At 56.4% G+C, this 20800-nt stretch carries 15 protein-coding genes and 1 pseudogene; 9 read left to right on the top strand and 7 right to left on the bottom strand.

Annotated elements, in window-relative coordinates; genetic code table 11:
- Nucleotides 1-57 precede the first annotated feature (57 nt).
- Nucleotides 58-1854: an acyl-CoA dehydrogenase C-terminal domain-containing protein gene (locus ACZ1HV_RS08350; RefSeq protein WP_472717813.1), complete on the bottom strand. Its 1797-nt coding sequence runs from the start codon at nucleotides 1852-1854 to the stop codon at nucleotides 58-60.
- Between the two features lie 293 nt (nucleotides 1855-2147).
- Between ACZ1HV_RS08350 and ACZ1HV_RS08345 the strand changes: the two genes are divergently transcribed.
- A complete protein-coding gene (locus ACZ1HV_RS08345; protein WP_472717812.1) occupies nucleotides 2148-2891 on the top strand; it encodes a VOC family protein in 744 nt (247 codons plus the stop codon).
- A 79-nt stretch (nucleotides 2892-2970) separates the two neighbouring features.
- Nucleotides 2971-3291: an EthD family reductase gene (locus tag ACZ1HV_RS08340; protein ID WP_472717811.1), complete on the top strand. Its 321-nt coding sequence runs from the start codon at nucleotides 2971-2973 to the stop codon at nucleotides 3289-3291.
- A 114-nt stretch (nucleotides 3292-3405) separates the two neighbouring features.
- On the opposite strand, the gene ACZ1HV_RS08335 is transcribed toward ACZ1HV_RS08340, so the two are convergent.
- On the bottom strand, nucleotides 3406-3867 hold the full coding sequence (locus ACZ1HV_RS08335; RefSeq protein WP_298813466.1) for a MerR family transcriptional regulator: 462 nt from the start codon (nucleotides 3865-3867) through the stop codon (nucleotides 3406-3408).
- 481 nt (nucleotides 3868-4348) lie between these two features.
- On the opposite strand from ACZ1HV_RS08335, the gene ACZ1HV_RS08330 reads away from it, so the two are divergent.
- From ACZ1HV_RS08330 to ACZ1HV_RS08310, 5 genes are all read left to right on the top strand, one after another.
- Complete coding sequence (locus ACZ1HV_RS08330; protein WP_472717810.1) at nucleotides 4349-6877, top strand: hypothetical protein; 2529 nt, start codon at nucleotides 4349-4351, stop codon at nucleotides 6875-6877.
- Nucleotides 6878-6987: 110 nt separating this feature from the next.
- Nucleotides 6988-8466, top strand: coding sequence for a peptidoglycan-binding protein (locus tag ACZ1HV_RS08325; protein WP_472717809.1), 1479 nt, complete (start codon nucleotides 6988-6990; stop codon nucleotides 8464-8466).
- 159 nt (nucleotides 8467-8625) lie between these two features.
- Nucleotides 8626-9555 (top strand): sulfite exporter TauE/SafE family protein, encoded by a 930-nt coding sequence (locus ACZ1HV_RS08320; protein ID WP_298813464.1) that lies wholly within the window; start codon nucleotides 8626-8628, stop codon nucleotides 9553-9555.
- Nucleotides 9552-10331, top strand: a complete 780-nt coding sequence (locus tag ACZ1HV_RS08315; protein ID WP_298813463.1) for a TIGR02186 family protein — start codon at nucleotides 9552-9554, stop codon at nucleotides 10329-10331. Before ACZ1HV_RS08320 ends, ACZ1HV_RS08315 begins: the two co-directional genes overlap by 4 nt.
- Before the next feature lie 98 nt (nucleotides 10332-10429).
- On the top strand, nucleotides 10430-11545 hold the full coding sequence (locus ACZ1HV_RS08310; RefSeq protein ID WP_298813462.1) for an AI-2E family transporter: 1116 nt from the start codon (nucleotides 10430-10432) through the stop codon (nucleotides 11543-11545).
- A 348-nt stretch (nucleotides 11546-11893) separates the two neighbouring features.
- On the opposite strand, the gene ACZ1HV_RS08305 is transcribed toward ACZ1HV_RS08310, so the two are convergent.
- The 5 genes and pseudogenes from ACZ1HV_RS08305 to ACZ1HV_RS08285 all read right to left on the bottom strand — a co-directional run bounded on the left by ACZ1HV_RS08305 (nucleotide 11894) and on the right by ACZ1HV_RS08285 (nucleotide 18336).
- On the bottom strand, nucleotides 11894-13000 hold the full coding sequence (locus tag ACZ1HV_RS08305; protein WP_298813460.1) for a linear amide C-N hydrolase: 1107 nt from the start codon (nucleotides 12998-13000) through the stop codon (nucleotides 11894-11896).
- Between the two features lie 192 nt (nucleotides 13001-13192).
- A complete protein-coding gene (locus ACZ1HV_RS08300; protein ID WP_472717808.1) occupies nucleotides 13193-14122 on the bottom strand; it encodes an alpha/beta hydrolase in 930 nt (309 codons plus the stop codon).
- Between the two features lie 378 nt (nucleotides 14123-14500).
- Entirely contained in the window at nucleotides 14501-15088 is a 588-nt protein-coding gene (locus ACZ1HV_RS08295; RefSeq protein WP_472717807.1) for a hypothetical protein, read from the bottom strand.
- A 10-nt stretch (nucleotides 15089-15098) separates the two neighbouring features.
- Nucleotides 15099-15836, bottom strand: a complete 738-nt coding sequence (pdeM, locus tag ACZ1HV_RS08290) for a ligase-associated DNA damage response endonuclease PdeM (protein ID WP_298813454.1) — start codon at nucleotides 15834-15836, stop codon at nucleotides 15099-15101.
- A pseudogene (locus tag ACZ1HV_RS08285) lies at nucleotides 15833-18336 on the bottom strand (ligase-associated DNA damage response DEXH box helicase). Before ACZ1HV_RS08285 ends, pdeM begins: the two are co-directional and overlap by 4 nt.
- Nucleotides 18337-18453: 117 nt before the next feature.
- Here ACZ1HV_RS08285 and ACZ1HV_RS08280 point away from each other — a divergent pair.
- On the top strand, nucleotides 18454-19668 hold the full coding sequence (locus ACZ1HV_RS08280) for a DUF4189 domain-containing protein (protein WP_472717806.1): 1215 nt from the start codon (nucleotides 18454-18456) through the stop codon (nucleotides 19666-19668).
- A gap of 71 nt (nucleotides 19669-19739) precedes the next feature.
- Nucleotides 19740-20762 carry a ligase-associated DNA damage response exonuclease gene (locus tag ACZ1HV_RS08275; protein ID WP_472717805.1) on the top strand — a complete coding sequence of 341 codons (1023 nt, stop codon included), beginning with the start codon at nucleotides 19740-19742 and terminating at the stop codon, nucleotides 20760-20762.
- The last annotated feature ends 38 nt before the right edge of the window (nucleotides 20763-20800 follow it).

Below are 20800 nucleotides of genomic sequence, written 5' to 3'. Positions count from 1 at the left end.
CCGCGTCGCGATTTGCGCGGGTGAATTACCGGCCCTCACAAAGAGGGCCGAATGAGATCAGAACGCCTCTGCGGCAACCGACATCATTGTGTCGGAGCCAGTTGAGATTCTGGCAAGATGTGCCGTCGTTTCCGGCATTGTCCGTTCCATGAAGAAAGTTCCGAAGGCAAGCTTGTTTTCAAGCCAACCGGCCTTGTCGCCTGCGCCGTTGGACAACTGCTCTTTCGACGTTTTGGCAATCTGGGCCCACATATAGCCAAGCGCTACCAAACCGAAGAGGTGCATATAGTCGACCGAACCGGCACCGGCATTGTCCGGGTTTTTGGTGGCGTTGTTCATGAACCACATCGTGGCCGCCTGAAGATCGTCGACGCCTTTCTTCAATGGTGCGGTAAAGCCTGCAAGGTCTTCATTGTCCTTGTTTTCCTTCAGGAACGTGTTGATTTCGTTGAAAAAGCTCATGATTGCACGGCCACCATTCGCCGGCAGTTTCCGGCCGACGAGATCAAGTGCCTGAATTCCGTTTGCGCCTTCATAGATCATGGCAATGCGGGCATCGCGGACGAACTGCTCCATTCCCCACTCGCCTATGTACCCATGCCCGCCATACATCTGTTGGGCGTTGACCGCATTGGCAAATCCGGTGTCGGTAAGCACGCCTTTCAGGACCGGGGTCATAAGTCCCATCATGTCGTCTGAAAACTGCTTCGATGCGTCGTCGTCCGAGCGATGTGAAACATCACCGTGAAGAGCTGTCCAGATGACGAGAGCCCTTGCAGCTTCGTTGAACGAGCGGATCGACATCAGCGTCCGGCGCACATCCGGGTGTACGATAATGGGATCTGCCGCCTTGTCAGGGGCCTTGGGGCCGGTCAGTGCACGTCCCTGCAAACGGTCGGTGGCATAGGTGGCCGCATTTTGATAGGCGACTTCCGACTGGGAAAGACCTTGAACCGCCACGCCGAGGCGCGCCTCGTTCATCATTGTGAACATGGCCCGCAGGCCCTTGTTCTCCTCGCCGACCAGCCAGCCGGTCGCATCGTCGTAGTTCATTACGCAGGTTGCGTTGCCGTGAATACCCATCTTGTGCTCGATGGATCCGCAGGAAACGCCGTTGTTGTCGCCCACCGATCCGTCTTCGACAACATGATTGCGCGGCACGACAAACAGCGAAATTCCTTTCGTACCATCCGGTGCGCCTTCAATCCGTGCAAGCACAAGGTGAACGATGTTTTCAGCCATGTCGTGTTCGCCGGCCGAGATGAATATCTTGGTGCCGGAGATCTTGTATGAGCCATCTTCTTGGGGAACCGCCTTGGTACGGATCAGGCCAAGATCCGTGCCGCAATGAGGTTCAGTCAGGTTCATGGTGCCGGTCCAGATTCCCGCGATCATGTTCGGCAGATATGTCTGTTTCTGTTCGTCGCTACCGTGGAACGTCAATGCAGCGACGGCCCCGGCCGTCAGTCCGGGATACATGGAAAAGGCCATGTTTGCGGATGATGCGAATTCATTGAAAATGGTGGCGAGCGTGTGGGGCAGGCCCTGGCCGCCATAGTCCGGATCAGCTGCAAGAGTGCCCCAGCCGTTTTCGCAGAATGCGCGGTAAGCGTCCCCAAAACCCTTTGGCGTTGTCACTGTTCCATCTTCATTGCGTGTGCAGCCTTCCTGGTCACCGCTCTGATTGAGGGGTTGAAGCACTTCTTCGGCAAATTTGCCGCCCTCGCGCAGGATCGCTTCAACCAGATCCAAAGGAGCGTCACTGAAGCCTGGAAGGTTGGAATAGCGTTCGTACCCGAATACGTCTCTTAAGAGGAAGAGTGTGTCATCGACGGGTGCTGTATAACTCGGCATGGAAATCCTCCCAGATTCGCCGGAATGCAGTATGAGCTTACGTTTCCGTAAACGTCATCTTGAGACTTATATACGCGTCTTGATTCCGTCCGGCAAGTGGTGTCCCAAGGGAAGCCATGACAAAAAAATACGCCCAAAACATGCTAATTGGAATGATTTTGAGGGTTCGTCAGCACAGATCTGTGTTTCGATGACTTATTTTTGAGGTCTTCGCGACTGCCTTTCACCAGCAGGTCATAAACCGGGAAGAAGGCGTACCGGCATAATCAAGGATCAAAGGAGCAGATTGTCGTATGCCCAAGATTGAATGGATCACGCTGACATGCCGGGCCCCTGAAGCACAACGACGCTTTTATTGTGATGTCCTTGGAATGAAGGATTGGGGGGATGGCTCTGTCGGCTATGGCGGTGAAGAGGCAAGGCTCAAATTCGAGCAGGCAACCGTGTCCTATTGCGGATCTGCCGACGATCTTTATTGGAAAATTGCCTTGGCCGTGCCAGATCTTGACCTGGCCTGTCAGCAGCTCGCCGGAAAAGGCGTGAAAGTCAGTGCGCCCGAACAATTCCGCGATATTGGCTATCTGGCCCATTTCGAGGACCCGGAGGGGTTTGCGGTCGAGCTGATTGCGCATTGTTTTAAGGGTGAGCGAAGCCCTAAAGATACAAAACCAGGCAAACTGGGTGGCGGTCCAGCCTTGAACCTTTTGACACTGCGTTGCCGGGAAACAGCGACAATGTTCGAAAGCTGTGACGCCCTGGGCATGAAGCTGCTGGCAATCATGCCGGTAGAAGCTTTTGGTTTCACGCTCTATTTCTTTGCTTTCACCGAAGAAGACCCACCATCATCTGACCCCTTGGCAATTCAGAATCGCAGTTGGCTTTACCAAAGGCCCTATACAGTCCTGGAATTCCAGCACCGTCCTTCACTTGAAGCGACAAGACTTCCAGGTGCCGGACAAGCCGGCTATCGGGAAACAGTTGTGACTGGCTTGAACAAGGGCCCTGTGGCTAACGAGTTTCGCATCCGCAGGTCTTAGGTTCTGTTTCGGTTCCAACTGATTTGGTGATAACTCTTCTTCGGAAAGATTATTTGCGTTGCGCCGAAGGGAGGCCGCTTTGTCACAAGTCGTGCTGACAGTCTTGTATCCTTGGCCGTCTGATGCCGAAAAATTCAATGCCGACTATGAAGCCCATTTGGACTTGCTGAATGAAAAAGCCGGAATTCCGTCAGGCCGGAAACCCTACTCTGTGGTGAGGTTCCTTGCGGGCCCTGACGGCAATCCGCCCTTTTACCAAAGCTTTTCAATGGAATTTTCATCAGCTCAAGCACTGCAAGAAGCCATGTCTACCGCCGGCATGCAGGAAGTCGCAGCCGACGCTGAACGCATCTCGACAGGTGGAAAGCCAACAATTCTAATTGGCGAACCAAAACACTAGAAGCTCTTGCGCAAAGAGACGCAAAAGCAGACGGGACGCTTCCATCGGAGCAGAATAGAGAAAACCGCCGGCCCGAGGCTCGACGGCTTTCCAATTCGTTTGAAGCTTTGGGGCTTAGGCCTCTTCAGCTTCTTTCTGCTTCAGCATTCCGGAAACGATCTCGACAGTCCGGGACAATTCCTCGATTGCCTGCTCGATGTCTTTGCGTTGTTCTTCCAGAACGGTGATCTGTTCGTTGAACTTTGACAGTGCCACACGCAGCTGTGTCACCTGGCCGTCACGCAAGTCATAAAGGTCAAGCATGTCCCGGATTTCAGACAAGGAAAAGCCAACGCTCTTTCCCATCAGAACCAGTTTGAGGCGTGCACGGTCGCGGCGGTTATAGATGCGGTTCATGCCGTCGCGTTTCGGATTCAGCAATCCCTTGTCTTCGTAGAAACGCAGGGTCCGCAATGTGCAGTCGAATTCCTTGGCCAGATCGCCGATCGTAAATTGCGTTTTCTTGGTGCTGTCGTCATTTGCGGAAACGACGTCAACCAGATCGTCCTCGTTGAGGATCGAAAGCGCTTCGCTCATAGCAGTTTGTACTCTTCAGTGTCGCCGTTTGCCGGCTCATTGTTGATGCTTTTTCGAAAGTCGCCCGGCAGATTCGGGTGGCCGTGCGACTTCGGGTGACGCCCGGAGGACGGGTTGAGACGGGTCACGGGATCAAGACCCCGTTGAGGATTTCGTTCCCGAATGCCCATCCGCACAAGCAGTCAGCCTGATTGATGGCGCACTCTTTACCTTACGTTTGCGTCAAGGTCCAGTCGCGTAAGGTCATCCGACAAAAAAACGTTAACGGTTGTTTAGGCGATTCGGCACGAATCCTTGGTTTGTCCTCAGTCTTTTCAATCGAAAACAGTCGGTTTTTGCATTTAGCAAGGCCGATTAACGCCCTGTTTACCCTAAGTCTACAAAGTCTTTCAAAACGCTGCGCTTGTACCGTCTTATGACGGATTCCCGGTGCAGCCTGCTCCATCAGCGGCCTGAATGGCCGTAAGCCCAGGGTCAAGATATGCCGGCTTGGAAGAAAAACGAGGCAGGACGCCGCGGACGTGATGTGTATGAGAGCGACGACTATTACGACGCTCCCCGCCGCGAGCACGCAAATAGCAGAATTGAACGGCTGACACGCACCGCGACCGCCTTGGGTAACCGATACGATTCACAGATGATCGATGAGCGGGACGAGGATCTGGACGCTGTAGCAGATGAACTGGATCGTCTCTTGTCGGATCAGGACCGCACGACCGGCAGGCCTGGAAGAGCCGCAGCAAAGCCCCGCCGTACTTCTCGTCCGGCGCCGCGCCGTCAGTCCCGCCCACCTGAACCCGGCCTGGATGATGTTATGGGAGCACTGGACCGGCTGGATGAACAGGTCCAGGGTCTTTCAGGCTACGAGGCTCCGTCGGACCCATATCGTGATGCTCCGCGTCCGCAGCGCCGGCCAGGCCGGTACGCCATGGACGCACTTCGTGAAGAAGACGCGTATTACCATCACGAAGACGAAGACGATGATGACGGCTACGTTGACGAACACGACTACGTTCACGAACCCGCCCGCCGCCGCAGAGGCCATCCGCAGCGCGATGCCTCCATGCATATTTACAAGGATCTTGGCCGTCGTATCGACGCTTTGAGAGCTCCTCATGAGCAAGCGCTCAACCAGGTGCGCGAGGAACTGGGATCCCTGCGGGATGCTCTCGGTGGAATTTCGCGTGGCACCAGCGAAACGGTAGGCCGGCAAAACGCAGAGCTCCGGCGTCTGTCCGATATGGTCGAACGCATGCGCACCGACAAACGGAACGACTTGCTTGCAAAAGAGATCCGTAAGGAAGTTGCCGACCTCAAATCGATGGTTGGTCGGACCAATGTCGAAGGCGCACTGGAAACGCTCGAGCACGGCTATGCGCACATTCTTCAGCGCCTTGATGAGCTGTCCCGGGCTTCGGTTGACCCAAGAGTATTGCGCGGTGTCACCGCACGTCTGAGCGAAATCGAAGACGCGTTCGCTGCCCTGCCTCGGTCAGAGCACATGGTGGTGCTTGAGGACCGTGTCGTGAGCATCGCCGAGCGCATGGAAGAATTGCTTCAGCGCAAGGGTCATGCCGAAATCGAGCCTTTGCGTGCGGAGCTGCGTGAAGTCCGCGGTTTCGTTGAGCAAATCGACATCAATGGGCTTGTCGAAGGTATCGACGACCGGATGAAGTTCGTTTCCGGGCGGCTGGATGACCTTGAAGTACTTGCGCGCGAGCAGCGAGGTCTCGACAGCCGTCTCTCCGCGATGGAAGAGCGTATGCCTGAGCCGGAAACCATTTCCCGGCTCCAGGGACGACTTGAAGACATTGTCGGCATGATGTCCGACGACAGGGCTGCCCCGGCCAACCATGAACATCTGTCTCAGGTCGACAAGCGCCTGAATGAGATCGTTGATCGGCTGGAGCGCATGGAACAGGCGCCGCTGCCGGCAACCGACACTGGAGCGTTTCAGTCGCTGGAAAGCCGGCTTGAAACGATATCCGGCAAGATCGACGCCATCGAAAAGAAGGCGTCCCGTCCGGTGCCCGTTCTGGATGCGGCCAATATGCGCGCAGGCGGCGCAGGCGGTCATGATGACAAGTTCATGACCCAGCTACAGGATCGGTTGAACGATCTGACCGCACGTCTCGACCAGCCGACAGTGGGTGTAACTACATCCGATCTGGACAAGCTGCGTGAGGAAATTGGTGCAATGCGCGCCTCTGTGGAGGCTCCGGGCTCCACGGAAGCTCTGGAAAAACGTATTTCCGACCTGGCGCAGATTGTCTCCAAGGGTGCGGATGGAGCTGACGACAGCCGTTTCGATCAATTGAGCTCCAAGGTGGCTGCGCTTGCAGAGCAGATTGAAAACACCTCCATCAACGCGGCCAACGGAGATCACCTGTCTCCGGTGCTGGAGCGTATTGAAAAAGGCCTGGAGCAAAGCCGCGACGACATTGCGGGAATTGCCAGGCAAGCGGCAGCAGAGGCTATAGCAACGACGCCCGCGCCGAAGAACGAGCAATATGACCAGGCAATCAATTCTTTGCAGGGAGATCTGAGGCAGCTTCTCGATGCGGCGGAAGGCAGCGAGGAGCGCACCCGCAATACATTCGACGGCGTCAAATCCGTTCTCGGTTCCCTGACCGAACGTCTGGATAATCTGGAACGTACGGAAGCGCCGGATCAGGGCGGCCCCATTCAGAAACCTGCGGGCGCGAGAGCCACAGCTGAATTTTCACCGCTCACGCTTGACGACACATCCACACTTTTCTCAGGACCTTCTAAGCCGAAATTGAGCGAGCCGCCGCAAGCCGAATTTGCCAACAGGGCTGAAGAAAAGGCTAGTCCTGAAGAACGGGCTCGAGACCGCAAGGCGGATTTCATTGCTGCGGCCCGTCGCGCTGCGCAGGCAGCATCTGCCGAAGCGGCCCAGCTTGAAAAAGACAGAAGAAAAGCGCTGAACCAGATCCTGCCGATGAACAACGCGGAAAAGCGCGTGTCGGCTGGCTCCGCAATGTCCTGAAGCGCGACAAGTCCTCTGCACCGGTCGAGGAAAAGGGCGAACAGCTTGATGATCTGGAGCTTGGTACGGAAGATATCGCCGACCGGGACTTCGAAGCTCAGGACACCACTGTGCTGCCGGGCGACCGACCTGCACCTGAGACACCGCAAGGATCCGGTTTCCGCCGCCGTGCCATTCTCTATGCGGCTGCAGCTGTGGTTCTGGTTCTTGGTATTCAGGTCTACCGGATCGCAACGACGTCCTCAGATGACGGCAATCAGCTTGCCGCAGTGCCGCAGGAAACACAGGAGCGCGTTGATACGCCTCCCGCCTCCGCACAGGCAGACGCTGCTGCTGCACCGGCAACGTCAGTCGCAGATGCAGCTGCCAATCCCGAGGGCGGAGATCCACCGGCTGTCGCGACCCGTTCAGCGGGGGACGCCTCGACAGAAGCACCTCCTGCGGAAGCAAATTCGGCGCAACCTGAGGTGCCCGCGATCGCAGCTGCGACACCGGCTCCTGGTACAGCGACACAGGCCGCGCCGGCAGCCACACCTCGGAACGTCCAGAGTGCCGTTTCACAAGAACCTATGTCCGCGGACGCAGAACTTGCCTTTGCACCGCCTGCAGGTGTGGCCGGCAGTTTCGGTCAGCAGACCGTTGATAACTCCACGGGCTTCAAACCCGCACCTCCTTCAGCAAGCGAAACCGCAAACGCGCCTTCTGCGCTCATTGCAAGTCTCCCGCCTGAAGGGGTCGGCCCGATGGCACTGCGCAGTGCCGCAGCCAGCGGCAATCCCGCAGCTGAGTTCCTCGTCGGTGTGAAATACACGGAAGGAAATGGCGTTCCTGCCGATCTTGCTCAGGCTGCAACCTGGTATCAGAAAGCTGCCGACAAGGGTCTGGCACCGGCACAGTACCGTCTGGCCAGCCTTTACGAGAAAGGCCGTGGGGTCGACAAGGATCTGCCGAAGGCGCAGGCCTGGTACGTCAAGGCGGCCGAAGCCGGCAACGCAAAGGCCATGCACAACCTTGCGGTTCTTTACGCCGAAGGCGGCGGCGGACAGCCCGACTATGCAGCCGCTGCCAAATGGTTTGAGCAGGCAGCCAATTTCGGCGTGAAAGACAGCCTGTTCAATCTCGGCATTCTTTATGCGGGCGGCATCGGTGTCGATAAGGATCTGGTTGCCAGCTACAAATGGTTTGCAATCGCTGCTGATCAGGGAGATCCGGAAGCCGCCAAGAGACGCGACGATGTTGCAAACATGATGGATCAGGAAACGCTGGCAAATGCGCGGCTCGCGGTTGAAAGCTTCAAGCTGGAAACGCCGAACCCGGCTGCAAACAAGGTCACCATGGAGCAGGGATGGGCGGACAATGCATCGCTTCCTGCAGCACAGGCCGCCGTTAAGGCCGTAGACAACACAGCCATGGTCCGCGAAGCACAGGACAAACTTAATTACCTTGGCTTCGATACCGGAACACCTGACGGTCAGATGGGGCCACGCACCAGAAGCGCCATTCGCGCGTTTCAGCGTAGCCTTGGGCTGCCGGAGACCGGTGAAGTGGACAACAAGCTTATCGACGAACTCAAGAGCCAGGCGATCTAAAACGGAACTTTACCGTTTCCGCCATAAACTGGCCTAATATAGCTCTATCGAACCGAAGAAGCCTGTTGCCCGGTTGACACACCGGGCAGCACGGGTCTTTAACCAATTTAATGTAGTTGATACGCAGTTTTACCTGCAATCTGTCCTGGCGTTGACCCTGTGCAATTATACCTGCCGATAGCCGAAATACCGGTCAATATCTTCGTGATATTTGCCATGGGCGGGGCAGTGGGTTTTCTCTCTGGCCTCTTTGGCATCGGTGGCGGCTTTCTGCTGACGCCGTTGTTGATCTTTTCCGGCATTCCCCCCGCGGTTTCCGTCGCGACAGTGACGACCCAGGTCGTGGCGTCCTCTGCTTCAGCGGTGGTCACCTACTGGCGGCGAAAAGCGATCGATTTCAAACTGGCGGGCATATTGCTGGCGGGAGGTGTGTTCGGTTCGCTGATTGGCGTAATCCTGTTCGACGTCCTGCAATCCGTCGGGCAGTTGGACCTTGTGATTTCGCTGTCCTACGTGACCTTTCTGGGTGCAATCGGCGGTTTGATGCTGTTTGAATCCGTGCGTGCGATCCGTCGGCGCAAGTCCGGTTCCGCGCCAAGCGCGCGCAGGCCGGGGCAGCATAATTGGATCCACGGCCTGCCCCTCAAGGTGCGGTTTAGGCGGTCCAAACTCTATGTCAGTGTGATCCCGGTTGTGGGTCTCGGGGCGATCATCGGTTTCCTGGGAACAATCCTCGGCATTGGCGGCGGCTTCATGATGGTTCCCGCGCTGATTTATCTGCTGCGGGTCCCGACCAGCATTGTCATCGGGACGTCGCTGTTCCAGATCCTGTTTACGATGGCCGCAGCGACGATTTTCCACTCCATGGGAACCAAGACCGTCGATATCGTCCTGGCGCTGACATTGATGATCGGCGGTGTAATAGGCGCACAATTTGGCGCTCGCATGGGACAGAACCTGCGCGGTGATCAGCTTCGCCTTTTGCTTGCGCTGCTGGTTCTGGGTGTTGGATTGCGTTTTGCCGTCGACTTGTTGCTTATTCCCGATGATTTCTATTCCATCGCCATCCGCAAGGGGGCCGGGTCATGAGGTGCCTGGTTCTTCTGCTGGCCCTAATTCTGGTGCCTGTTGGTGGGCATGCGCAGAGCGTTTCCAACGAAGACCTGGTAACGGCGCTGTCCTCCGATGTTGTGTCGATCCAGTCCAATTTCACTGGAACTGAAATCGTCATCTTCGGACAGGCAAGCCATATCGCCCGTCAGCCGAACGACCCGAGCGGCTATGAATTGGCGATTGTCGTTGAAGGGCCTCCTCAGGACATCACCACCCGTCGGAAAGGCCGGTTTCTGGGGGTCTGGGTCAATCGAGAGGCCGAGCGCTTTCAGGCTGTTCCGTCCTTTTATGCAGTGGCAAGCTCAGTCGATATCGGAATGATGGCCGACAGGACTGTCCTTGATGAACTCGGTATTGGTCTAAATCACATCAATCTGGCAGTTTCAGGTGTCTCGAACGTGCCGCTCTCTGATCGTGACGATTTCCGCAAGGCCTTTATCCGTCTGCGCGAGGAAGCCGGGCTCTACTCGGAACAGGAAACATCGATCGAGTTTCTGACCCATACCATGTTCCGCACCAACATTCCTCTGCCGGCAAACATTCCCGTTGGAGACTACAAGGTGAAAAGCTTCCTGTTTCACCATGGAGAGGTGGTCTCGCAAACCGAGGAAAGCCTCGCGGTTGCCAAGATCGGTTTTGAGCAGATTACGTTCGAGCTCGCCCAGCACTACCCATTCTTCTATGGTGTGCTTGCGGTCATGCTGGCGATATTCACCGGTTGGCTCGCTGGTGTGATTTTCCGCAAAGACTAATTTTTGGTCCCCCTGGCACCTCTTTGGGGTGGCGCTGCGCATTGGCGTCGGTATTCTCAGTTTTCGGTGGAACAGCCAGTAGCGTGAGTGGGGCCAAGATGAGTGATGAACCTTCGACCGAAACACCGGTCGGCACAGATGCAAACTCAAATCCGTCGGTTGATTCCAGAGTAATCGACATCGCCATCCGGCTCGGTGTCCTCGGGCTGTTTGCCTATTTCTCACTGCAATTGATAGCGCCCTTCTTTCTGTTTCTGCTTTGGGCAGTGGTTCTGACCGTGGCGCTGTACCCGGTTTACGCCTGGCTGTCCGGCAAGCTCGGCGGGCGCAAGGTACTTTCCGCCGTACTGCTGACGTTGTTCTGCCTTGCCGTTGTCATCGGGCCTGTTGCGGTGCTGGTCGTCAGTCTTGTCGAAACCTTGCAGTCCTGGTTTGAAGCGGTGTCGGGCGGCCAGCTCAATCTGCCCTCACTACCGGAGCGGATTGCAGCCCTTCCACTGGTCGGCGAGAAGATTGCCGAGTTTTGGGGGCTGGCGCAACGCAGTCTTGAATTGTTCCTGACCAAGGTTGGACCAATGCTTGTACCCGCTGGCAGTCGTATTCTGTCCGTGCTGGCATCCCTGAGCGGCAGCGTTCTCTTTTTTGTAGTGTCGATCATACTGGCCGGATGTCTTTTCGTCCCAGGGCCCTCGCTCGCCAAGGGAGCGAAACGGTTCGCGGACAGGATTATCGCCCCGCGCGGTGCGGAATTTGTGGATCTTGCAGGCGCGACCATCCGCAATGTTTCTCGCGGTGTCATCGGCGTTGCCGTCATTCAGGGGCTTCTGACAGGTGTTTTGCTCATCGCATTTTCGGTGCCGCTTGCGGGTATCCTGACATTCATTGCCCTAGTACTTTGCATTGTCCAGATAGGGCCTGCTCTTGTCATCCTGCCGACAATTATCTGGGCATGGAGCGCTTGGGACCTTGTCCCGGCACTTCTCTTTACGGTGCTGATGGTTCCCGTCATGCTCGTGGACAACGTACTGAGACCCATCCTGATGTCCCGCGGGCTGGATACACCCATGCTGATCATTCTGATAGGCGTTCTTGGCGGCACGATTGCCCACGGTTTATTGGGGCTCTTTCTCGGGCCTGTCGTGCTTGCTGTGTTCTATGAACTCGTAATCGCCTGGGTGAAAGTGGGTGAAGACGAAGCCACATCCGATGCGTAAACAACTTGTCGCCGGGAATTGGGTTTTGAGGGCATTTTTATGAGCAAAGAACTCGACAGTTTTGTGCGCAAGCAACTGCGCAAGAACCTCATTCTGATTGTTGTTGTGATCGGCATTCTGATTTTCGCCGGTTACCGCTTTCTCTAGGCCGGTTACTATAGAAAAGTCCGAATAGGGTACTTCCCGCCGGCCAGAAAACACTTGCGAGGCAGCAGGTGGTGTCTCAATTCCAGGCGGATATGCCGTTCGACCTGGTAATGAATTTCCGAAGAACCGCGTAATCCAGAAAAAAGGGCACCGCAAAAGGTGCCCTCTCACTAAGGCAGTCGTACTGTCGATAGCAACGCGTCAGTTCAGATTGATTTCCTCGATGTCCTGTTCATTCACACGATCCAGCGGCATCTTGGTGAGCGTGTCGAGAGTTTCAAAGTCGATCTCGTTCATGTCGAGCATGCGAACGCGGCGGTTGTGCATGGTGTGGTAGTACACCTTCATATTCTGGCTATCCATCGCATTGGTCCAAAGCGTGGCCGATCGCATGCTGTCATCGCTGCCTTCAAGCGCGTCGCCTTCTGCGGCTCCAAGGGGAATGTTGAAGTTGTCAAGGATACGAAAAATCTCGTACACGGTTTCGTCGCCGGTCGAGGTGGGGCGCGCCGTTTGCGTGGCTGCAACTGCCCGCACAAACCTCGACACCGGAGTGTTGTCACCGGGCAGGCCGATCATACCGCTGCCGCCTCCCAGTGGTGCAAAATCCAGATCGGCAATCTCACGCGTAGGGAGTGCGACCGGCGAGAGATTGATGTAATTCCTCAGGTTGGTCATGTGAAAATCGTAGGACGGCGCGTTCGTCATGACCCTTAGCGGCGCGTCAAAGATCACGGTTTCACCCTCGAGAAACTCGATCACGATGGTCTCGCCGCTTTTGTCGCTCACCATTATATGCGCAGGTGGCGGAAATCCGAGTTTGGGCTCTACGACGGCCACCACGCGCAAGTCGGCAAGGGCGTTGCGCACCTCGTCGACCGTTGCAAAACTCGTGGCGATGTAGGCCATCACGTCGATGGCTCCGATGGAGGTTTCCATCATCGTCTCGTCCACCTCGAGATACTCCGCAAAGCCCGGGTGGTAGTTGGCACCCACCATGAGACCTACCTCGTTCATTCCGTCGAGCCAATAGTCCTGATCGAAGCCATTGAACGCGACACCGCCATACCGAGCCGTCCATGAAAACCCCTCACGACCTTCTCCAAGATCAGAAACAAACTCATGTCCACGAGGGACAATCATGACTTCCGTGTTGATGTCATACGCGCCCCATTCAAGGGTCCGCCCCCATACATTCGAGCCGTCCTCGGCCGTTAGAATGATCGTGGTGCAGGCATTGGCAACCTGCGTAAATGTCAACGAAGCCGCCACCAAAGCGGCGCTGGCGATCTTGGTAATTTTCGGCATTTCAGAGATCCTTTTCTAAGGCATGTCTGCTGAATACTGTGGTCGGCAGGTCTGGATTTTCGTTCATCCTTCGATAGCTGGAGGTTACCACGTCTTCAAATTTTGGCGGCGACCAAATCGACGGGATTTCATTCACTGATTGTATCCGTTCCCATTGAGCTCTTTGTCTCAAAACAAGCGACTTCCGAACAGTTAGCCATCAGCGGTGACCGGTTGCCCTGTCCACAAATGCCACGATGCGATCTTCAACCGATTGGATCGAGCCATCAGCACCGAGCGACGGAGCCCCTGACGGATAGAAATGTCCAAACCCCGGAACCCAGGCGAATTCGTAGTCAAGACCGACGTCATGGTAGTGCTGCAGCAAACCTTTGATGCTGGCGAGCGCACCGGACAGATCGTATTGGCCCGTGAAAATAAGAGCCGGGGGGCGCTTGAACCCTCCCTGACCGTTTCAAATATGTTGAGCCCGATTGGCGCCGTTGACAGCATGAATGCACCAGCGACACCCGCATCCGTCCCGTGTGCCACGTTGAGCGAGGTCACCGCTCCTGCCGAGAACCCGCCCAACACGATGCGGTCAGGATCGACACCGAAATCGATGGCGTTCGAACGGACAAAGTCGATCGCGCGCCAGAGATCTTCAGTCGCGCTCAGAACCGTGTCGGATAGCAGGAGTTCGTCTTTGGGATCACTCACGTCGAGAGGTCGCATGCCTAGGTTCTGTCGAATGATGCTCACCCGGTCCATCATGAGTGCGATGGTGTCGCGTTCGACACGCTGCTCGTCGTAACCAATCCCCGAAGCGATCGGTTCTTCCGGACCGAGCCGGTAGTTTATCGCGAAACAGGCGTACCCCAGTTCGGCGAACAAGCGGCAATAGTGTTCCGGGGAGGTGGAGAGTGCACCGTCGACCCTGTATCCGGTACGAGGTGAACCATGGTGGAACGCGCCGCCGTGTGTGTAGATTACCACCGGCAAAGGGTCCTCTCCAGCACCTTTGGGAAGATACGCGTCCATCCAGAGGTCTCGGACCGCTTCCTGACCGTCGACGCGGATTCTGCCTTCAGCATAAACGATATCCCGCGTAACCTCGACGCGATGAAGTGGTTCCTCTGTCATCTGCGCCGCCAAGGGAGAGGCTGCCAACAGAGTGGCAAACGTGATCGCAAATGACGAAATACGAGTGCGGAAAGAAGCCATTTGATTTCCTCTTGCAGTTTTAGCGACGTGAAGCGGAAATGCAGTATGACAGCAGTTGCTTCTGAGGCGTAGGAGTGCTGCCTACAGCATACGCGACGACTTCCAAATTGGGCTCACCGCAGACAATCGGCCTGCTGTGCACCATGCCGGTTTCTAACGGGGAAAGAGACCTTGACCGACGGACTGTTGGCATGATTCAAGATCTGAAAAGGAGCTGACCAAATGCGTTTTTCCCTCACAGCAACCGAGTGACCTCTCATCAAACATCAAGTGAAATCGCAAAGGCACTTCGCTTGATTATTGGCGCAGTTTTTCAATGAGCCGGTCGGCTTCAGTGCCGAGAGATGATGGATCTGATACGTCTATCAAGGTCAACCCATGATGTTTTGACGCTTCGACGATGCTGTCGTTGTCTGTAAGCGAGCGTTGAATGAACTTTTCTATCAACTGTTTCGTTTGCATATCCTGGTTTTCATAGAGACTTTCAGCCTCCATGCGTTGCCTCAGAAACGCGTTGCTCGCATGAAGCCCGACCGTGAGGGTTCGGGAAGGTTGCAGCTCGGCAATGAATTCCGGGCGGAGCGCCGATCCCTCAATCACGCACCCGGAATTTGATTGGCTGGCGGTGCTGATCCTGTCTCTGAGATGTGGCCAAATGTTTTCATGATGAACCCTCAAGAACCAATAGATGGTTTCTGCTGACAGTTTCGAATAATACTCGGCGACCTGCTTCCTGACATTGGGCCAGGGTCTGCCTGGATGCCTTCCCATTTTGTCCGTAGACAGAACAGGCCATCCGACTTCCTTGCCAATGCGTTTGGCGAGCGTCGATTTACCGGCGTGAGATGTGCCGAAAATCAGCAAGGTTGAGTAGGCGCTGGTCACCCTTTGATCATCAGTCCCCGACAAGCCGCGACGCAGTAAAGGGAAACAGTCGGTCATTGCCCAACATGAAGACTGAAAACTTCCTGCGCTTGAAAACCAGGGCGTAAGCTTCGTCGGTCACGTTAAGTCCACCTGTCAACGCACCGAATGCGGGCAAAACCAGGCGGGTGCCATCGGTTACAAAGCAGGCTCGACGGATCGAGCGTCCGAACCGTCGGACCCTGGCGGCAGGGTGCAGGTGACCACAGATCTCACCCACGGCGTCGGCCGCTCCAACGCCTTCAATCGGCTCATGCCGGAAAGTCAAAGGTCCGATGGAAACATCGTCAACCGTTTCACCGCAAAGCCGGACAGGGGCTACAGGATCGTGATTGCCTGTGACCCAGATCCATTCCCGACCAAGCTGCAATGTTGTCAGCATGGCACGGTAGGGTGCGGGCAGACGGTCAGACCCGTCCGGATCATGAAAGCTGTCGCCGAGACAGATCACGCGGGCCGGATCGAAAGCGTCGATAACACCCGCGAGCTTTTCCAGCGTGACGCCGGTGTCGTAAGGCGGCAGCATGATGCCTCTTCGGGCATAGCTTGAGCCCTTTTCAAGGTGCAGGTCAGCAACAACGAGCGTTGCTTCGTCCGGCCACCACAAAACACCACTGTCGTGAAGGCCCACCAGTTGTCCATTGATCTGAATGTCATGACACACTGGCGCAGCTGTGTATTTGCGCAAATGTGACGTGAGTGCACTCATTCCATGGCCTCCAGAACCAGCTCCTCTGCCGTCTCTTCCAATAGCGAATCCATAGCTTCTCCGTAGACCGGTTCCTTGCCTATTTCCAGAAGAATGGGGACGGCGAGTGGAGAGACGTGCTCAAGGCTAGTATGCGTGATTCGTCCCTGGATACGTGTGAGAAGTTCCCCCAGACGCGAGATATCCAAAAGTCCTTCGGCAGCATCGTTCCAGGTTGCTTTCAGCAGGATGTGATCCGGTTCATGAGCGCGCAGGACATCGTAGATCAAGTCGGTCGATACGGTGACCTGCCTGCCGGATTTCTCCTTGCCCGGATGCCTGCGTTCAATGAGGCCGGCAATCACCGCACAGTTGCGGAATGTGCGTTTCATCAGGCTGGATTCAGCCAGCCACGCATCAAGATCGTCGCCCAGAATGTCTTGTTCGAACAATCTTTCCAGCGGGATCTTTCCCGATGAGAACAGAAGCGACAGATCGCCAAGACCCCAAATGGACAGCGCATAGTCATTGGCAACAAATCCCATGGGTCTGGCACCCATCCGCTCTAGTCGTTTGGTGAGCAGCATGCCAAGCGTCTGGTGCGCCAAACGGCCTTCGAAGGGATAGCAGACCATGTAGTGCTTGTTGGATCTGGGGAAGGTCTCGACCAGCAATCCGTCCTTGGCCGGAAGAACGGACTTTTCACGCTGGATCTCCAGCCAGTCGCGCACCTGGTGGGGCAACTCCTTCCAGGATGGCGGATCTGCCAGCATCGCTCTGACCCCTTCGGCCAGATATGTGGAGAGTGGAAATTTGCCACCCATATAGGATGGGATCATCGGGTTTTCGCTGTTGGACCGGGAAACATAGGCTTCGGTTTCCCTGATGCCCTCGAACCGCACGATCTCGCCGCCGAACAGGAACGTGTCGCCCGGTGTCATCTGGTCGATGAAATATTCCTCGATTTCTCCCAAGATACGGCCACCGCGTCCGACAGGCGTGCGCCGGCCATTGGCTTTCGACCGCACCAACCGCACTTTCAGCTTGGGAGCCTCGACAATTGTGCCGACATTCAGCCGGTATTGCTGCGCAATCTTCGGGTGCGAAATGCGCCAGAGCCCGTCCTTGGCCTTGCGCAACTTGGCGTATTGCTCGTAGCTTTTCAGCGCGTATCCGCCGGTGGCAACAAAGTCGAGCACCCGCTCAAATGTCTCCCAGTCGAGCTGTCGATAGGTCTCCGAAGAGCGGATTTCATCAAATATCGCAACCGCATCCAGCGGATCGGCGCAGGCAAGGCCGAGCAGATGCTGGGCAAGCACGTCCAGAGCGCCCTTGCGCAGTGGAGGCGTGTCCTGTTCCCCTCTTTGGAGGCTGCGAGCGCTGCCTGGCACTCCAGCACCTCGAACCTGTTGGACGGGATCAAGATGGCCTTGGAGGGGTCGTCCATGCGGTGGTTGGCACGTCCGATCCTCTGGGCAAGTCGGCTGGCTCCCTTGGGAGCGCCGATATTGATGACAAGATCGATGTCACCCCAGTCGATGCCCATGTCCAGCGAAGACGTGGCAACAACTGCCCGCAGACCACCTGATGCCATTGCTGCCTCGACCTTTCGCCGCTGGCCGACATCCAGCGAGCCGTGGTGAAGCGCGATCGGCAAGGTATCCTCGTTGATCCGCCACAGTTCCTGAAAAACCATTTCGGCCTGGCTGCGGGTGTTGACGAATAGCAGCGAAACACTGTGCGCCTTGATCATCTGGTAAATGTCGGGGATGGCGTATCGCGACGAATGGCCCGACCAGGGAAGGCGCTCCTCTGAATCGAGGATCGAAATATCCGGTTGGGCTCCGCCGCTGACTTTAACCACATGCGACAAATTCCGCCGTTTCGGATCTGCCTGATCGACAAGATAGGCCTGAAGATCCTCAGGCTCTGCCACGGTTGCAGACAAGCCGATTGTTCTGAGGCCTGGTGAAAGGCGCCGCAATCGGGCAAGTCCCAGGGCCAGCAGATCGCCACGCTTGGAAGTCACCAGCGCATGAAGTTCGTCCAGGATGATCGTTTCAAGGGATCCGAACAGCCGCGCGGACAGTGGATCCGACAACAATAGGGCGATCTGTTCCGGGGTCGTCAGAAGAATGTCCGGCGGATTGAGCTTTTGTCTCTGGCGTTTGTGAGAAGGCGTGTCACCGGTCCGTGTTTCCAGCTTGATGGGCAGGCCCATTTCCGCGACCGGTGCTTCAAGGTTGCGGGCAATATCGACAGCGAGGGCCTTGAGCGGTGAAATATAAAGCGTGTGAATACCGCGTTCGGCCTGGCCGGGCTTGCGATTGCCCTTTCGCTCCAGTTCCACCAGGCTCGGCAAGAACCCCGCAAGCGTCTTGCCTGCCCCAGTTGGTGCAATCAGCAGAGTGGAGTGACCCTGCTCCAGATGGTCGATCAGCTGCAACTGGTGCGCACGCGGCGCCCAACCGCGCGAAGCGAACCAGTTGTGGAAGCGGTTGGGTAGGAGAGCGGCGTCCATGACACCGTTTTAGGATAGGCCACCAAAAAAGGCGAGTGGTCCGCCTTGAATTGTTCAGCTTGTGTTCAGCTTCCCAATGGTCAATTCTCACTGCGAAAATTCGATCAGGAGGGTTAGTTGAAATCGTTTGTTTTTATGGGGTTTTTGGCCGCAGGATTTTTCTCAACTCACGGCATTTCAACGGCATCGGAAAGTCTTGCTTACCAATGCAATCTCGGTGACGGGTTTGCCTTCGTGCAGACTATTCCCGAAGAGGGGCGTGCGCTTTATCAAGGTGACACTGGTAACCTGAACCTTGTGCCGGACGGGCGCGGTGGATATTTCAATGACCGCGAGGAAGTGTCTTTCGCCGACCATAACGGCCAACCGGCACTCTATCTCGGTGACGTCGCTTATGCCTGCCAGCTGGCGGCTCCTCGCCCCTCGGGCGGTCAAACCCACGCAGGGGGTGCTGTCGGCGGCAATGAAACGCGCCTGAATGCGCAAGGTCAGTCGCTCGGTGGCAAACTTCGCGATGGGCCGGGCATGAATTTTCGCCAGACGGGAAGTCTTACCGAGGGAACATGGATCACCATACTGGCAAACACCGGCGTTCGGTTTAATGGCTACGACTGGTTTGAGGTTGCAACTGATCGTGGTCAGCGCGGCTTCCAGTGGGGTGGTATCATGTGCTCCAACGGTCAACAGCTCGCGGGCATTTTCGAACAATGCGGTGCCCGTGCCATGCAAAAGCCCCAACAGCCTGCGAGTGCCGCTCAGCAATTGAATGTTCAGGGACAATCTCTCGGCGGAAAACTTCGTGGCGGTCCGGGAACCAACTATGCACAGGTTGGAAGTCTGACCGAGGGTACCTGGGTCACGATCCTCAGGAACACGGGTGTTCGGTTTGACGGCTACGACTGGTTTGAAGTTGCAACCGACCGTGGCCAGCGTGGTTTCCAATGGGGTGGCATCATGTGCTCCAATGGACAGCAACTAGCAGGCATATATCAGCAATGTGGCAGTCGGCCGCCGCAACAGCCTGTGCAAAACAGTTCAACCGGCTCAGCAGGTGGCTGGATGGCGTTCGCGCTTGCACCGAACGGTGCGTATGGTCACGGAGCCGCGCCAACAAAGGCCGGGGCTGAGCAGTTTGCCATGAACTATTGTGGAGGCGCGCAGTGCCGGATAGCCGACGCAACGCAGGCCAGATGCCACGCGCTTGCAGTCGCGCCCGGCAGCAACGGCATCGGAGCTGGAGAAAGCGAGCAGGCAGCCCAGAACTTTGCGATGGGTTGGTGCTCCAACAGCGGCGCCTCCGGCTGCCGGATCGAATACACCTATTGTCAGTAGTCTTGAATTCCAGGCGGCTTTTGGGCCGCTTGGATATGGCTTTGATGACGGGCGAACCTAGTTAGATCCAGATGTCAGACCTCCTCACGCTCACTCAAGAAGGGCTCTATTGCTCACAGGCCAGTGCGCATATCGACCCGATAAAACCAGTTCAAAGGGCCATTATCACACACGGGCATGCCGATCATGCTCGGGCAGGCCACGGTGCTGTCCTTGCTTCGCGTCAGACACTGGAAATCATGGCAATCCGTTACGGTGAGAATTTTTGCGGCACGGCTCAGCCTGCAGATTACGGCGAGAGACTGACTATCGGTGGGGTCTCTGTGTCGCTTCATCCAGCCGGGCATGTTCTTGGATCCGCTCAGGTTTTGCTGGAAGCCGAGGGCCGGCGGACAGTGGTCTCCGGAGACTACAAAAGACAGAAGGATCCCACCTGCGCCGGATTTGAACTCATTCGCTGCGACACTTTCGTGACCGAAGCAACCTTCGGGCTTCCGGTTTTTCGCCATCCTCCTGCCGCTCAGGAGATCGCAAAACTCCTGTCCTCCCACGATCTGTTTCCCGAACAGACACATCTTGTTGGTGCCTATGCTCTTGGTAAGGCGCAAAGGGTCATCGGAGAGTTGCGTGCGGCGGGCTATGAAAAGACGATTTATCTTCACGGCGCACTGGAAAAACTGACCGCGTATTACCAAAGCCAGGGCATTGATCTGGGCTCTGTAGAGCCGGTCGCGAAACGGGGCAAAGAGCTGCAAGGAGAGATCATCCTGTGCCCACCAGGTCAGCTTGCAGACAGATGGGCGCGACGTTTCGGCGACCCCGTCACAGCCATGGCCTCCGGCTGGATGCGTGTTCGTGCCCGTGCACGCCAACGCGGGGCCGAACTGCCCCTGATCCTGTCGGATCATGCCGACTGGGACGATCTTTGCCGGACCATTCTTGAAACAGGAGCGGAGCAAATTTGGGTAACACATGGCGCTGAAGAAGCGCTTGTCCACTGGTGCGAATTGAATGGACGAAAGGCACGTCCACTCAATATGATAGGGTATGACGATGGCGAGGATGCCGACAATGCGGCGACAGCTGAGGTGTAATGCCAAGCAAACGCAGCGGGCAGTCCTTCGGGGAGGCA

The organism is Roseibium sp. JB4-4 (assembly GCF_055693425.1).
This window is presented reverse-complemented; position numbering and strand designations above follow the sequence as displayed.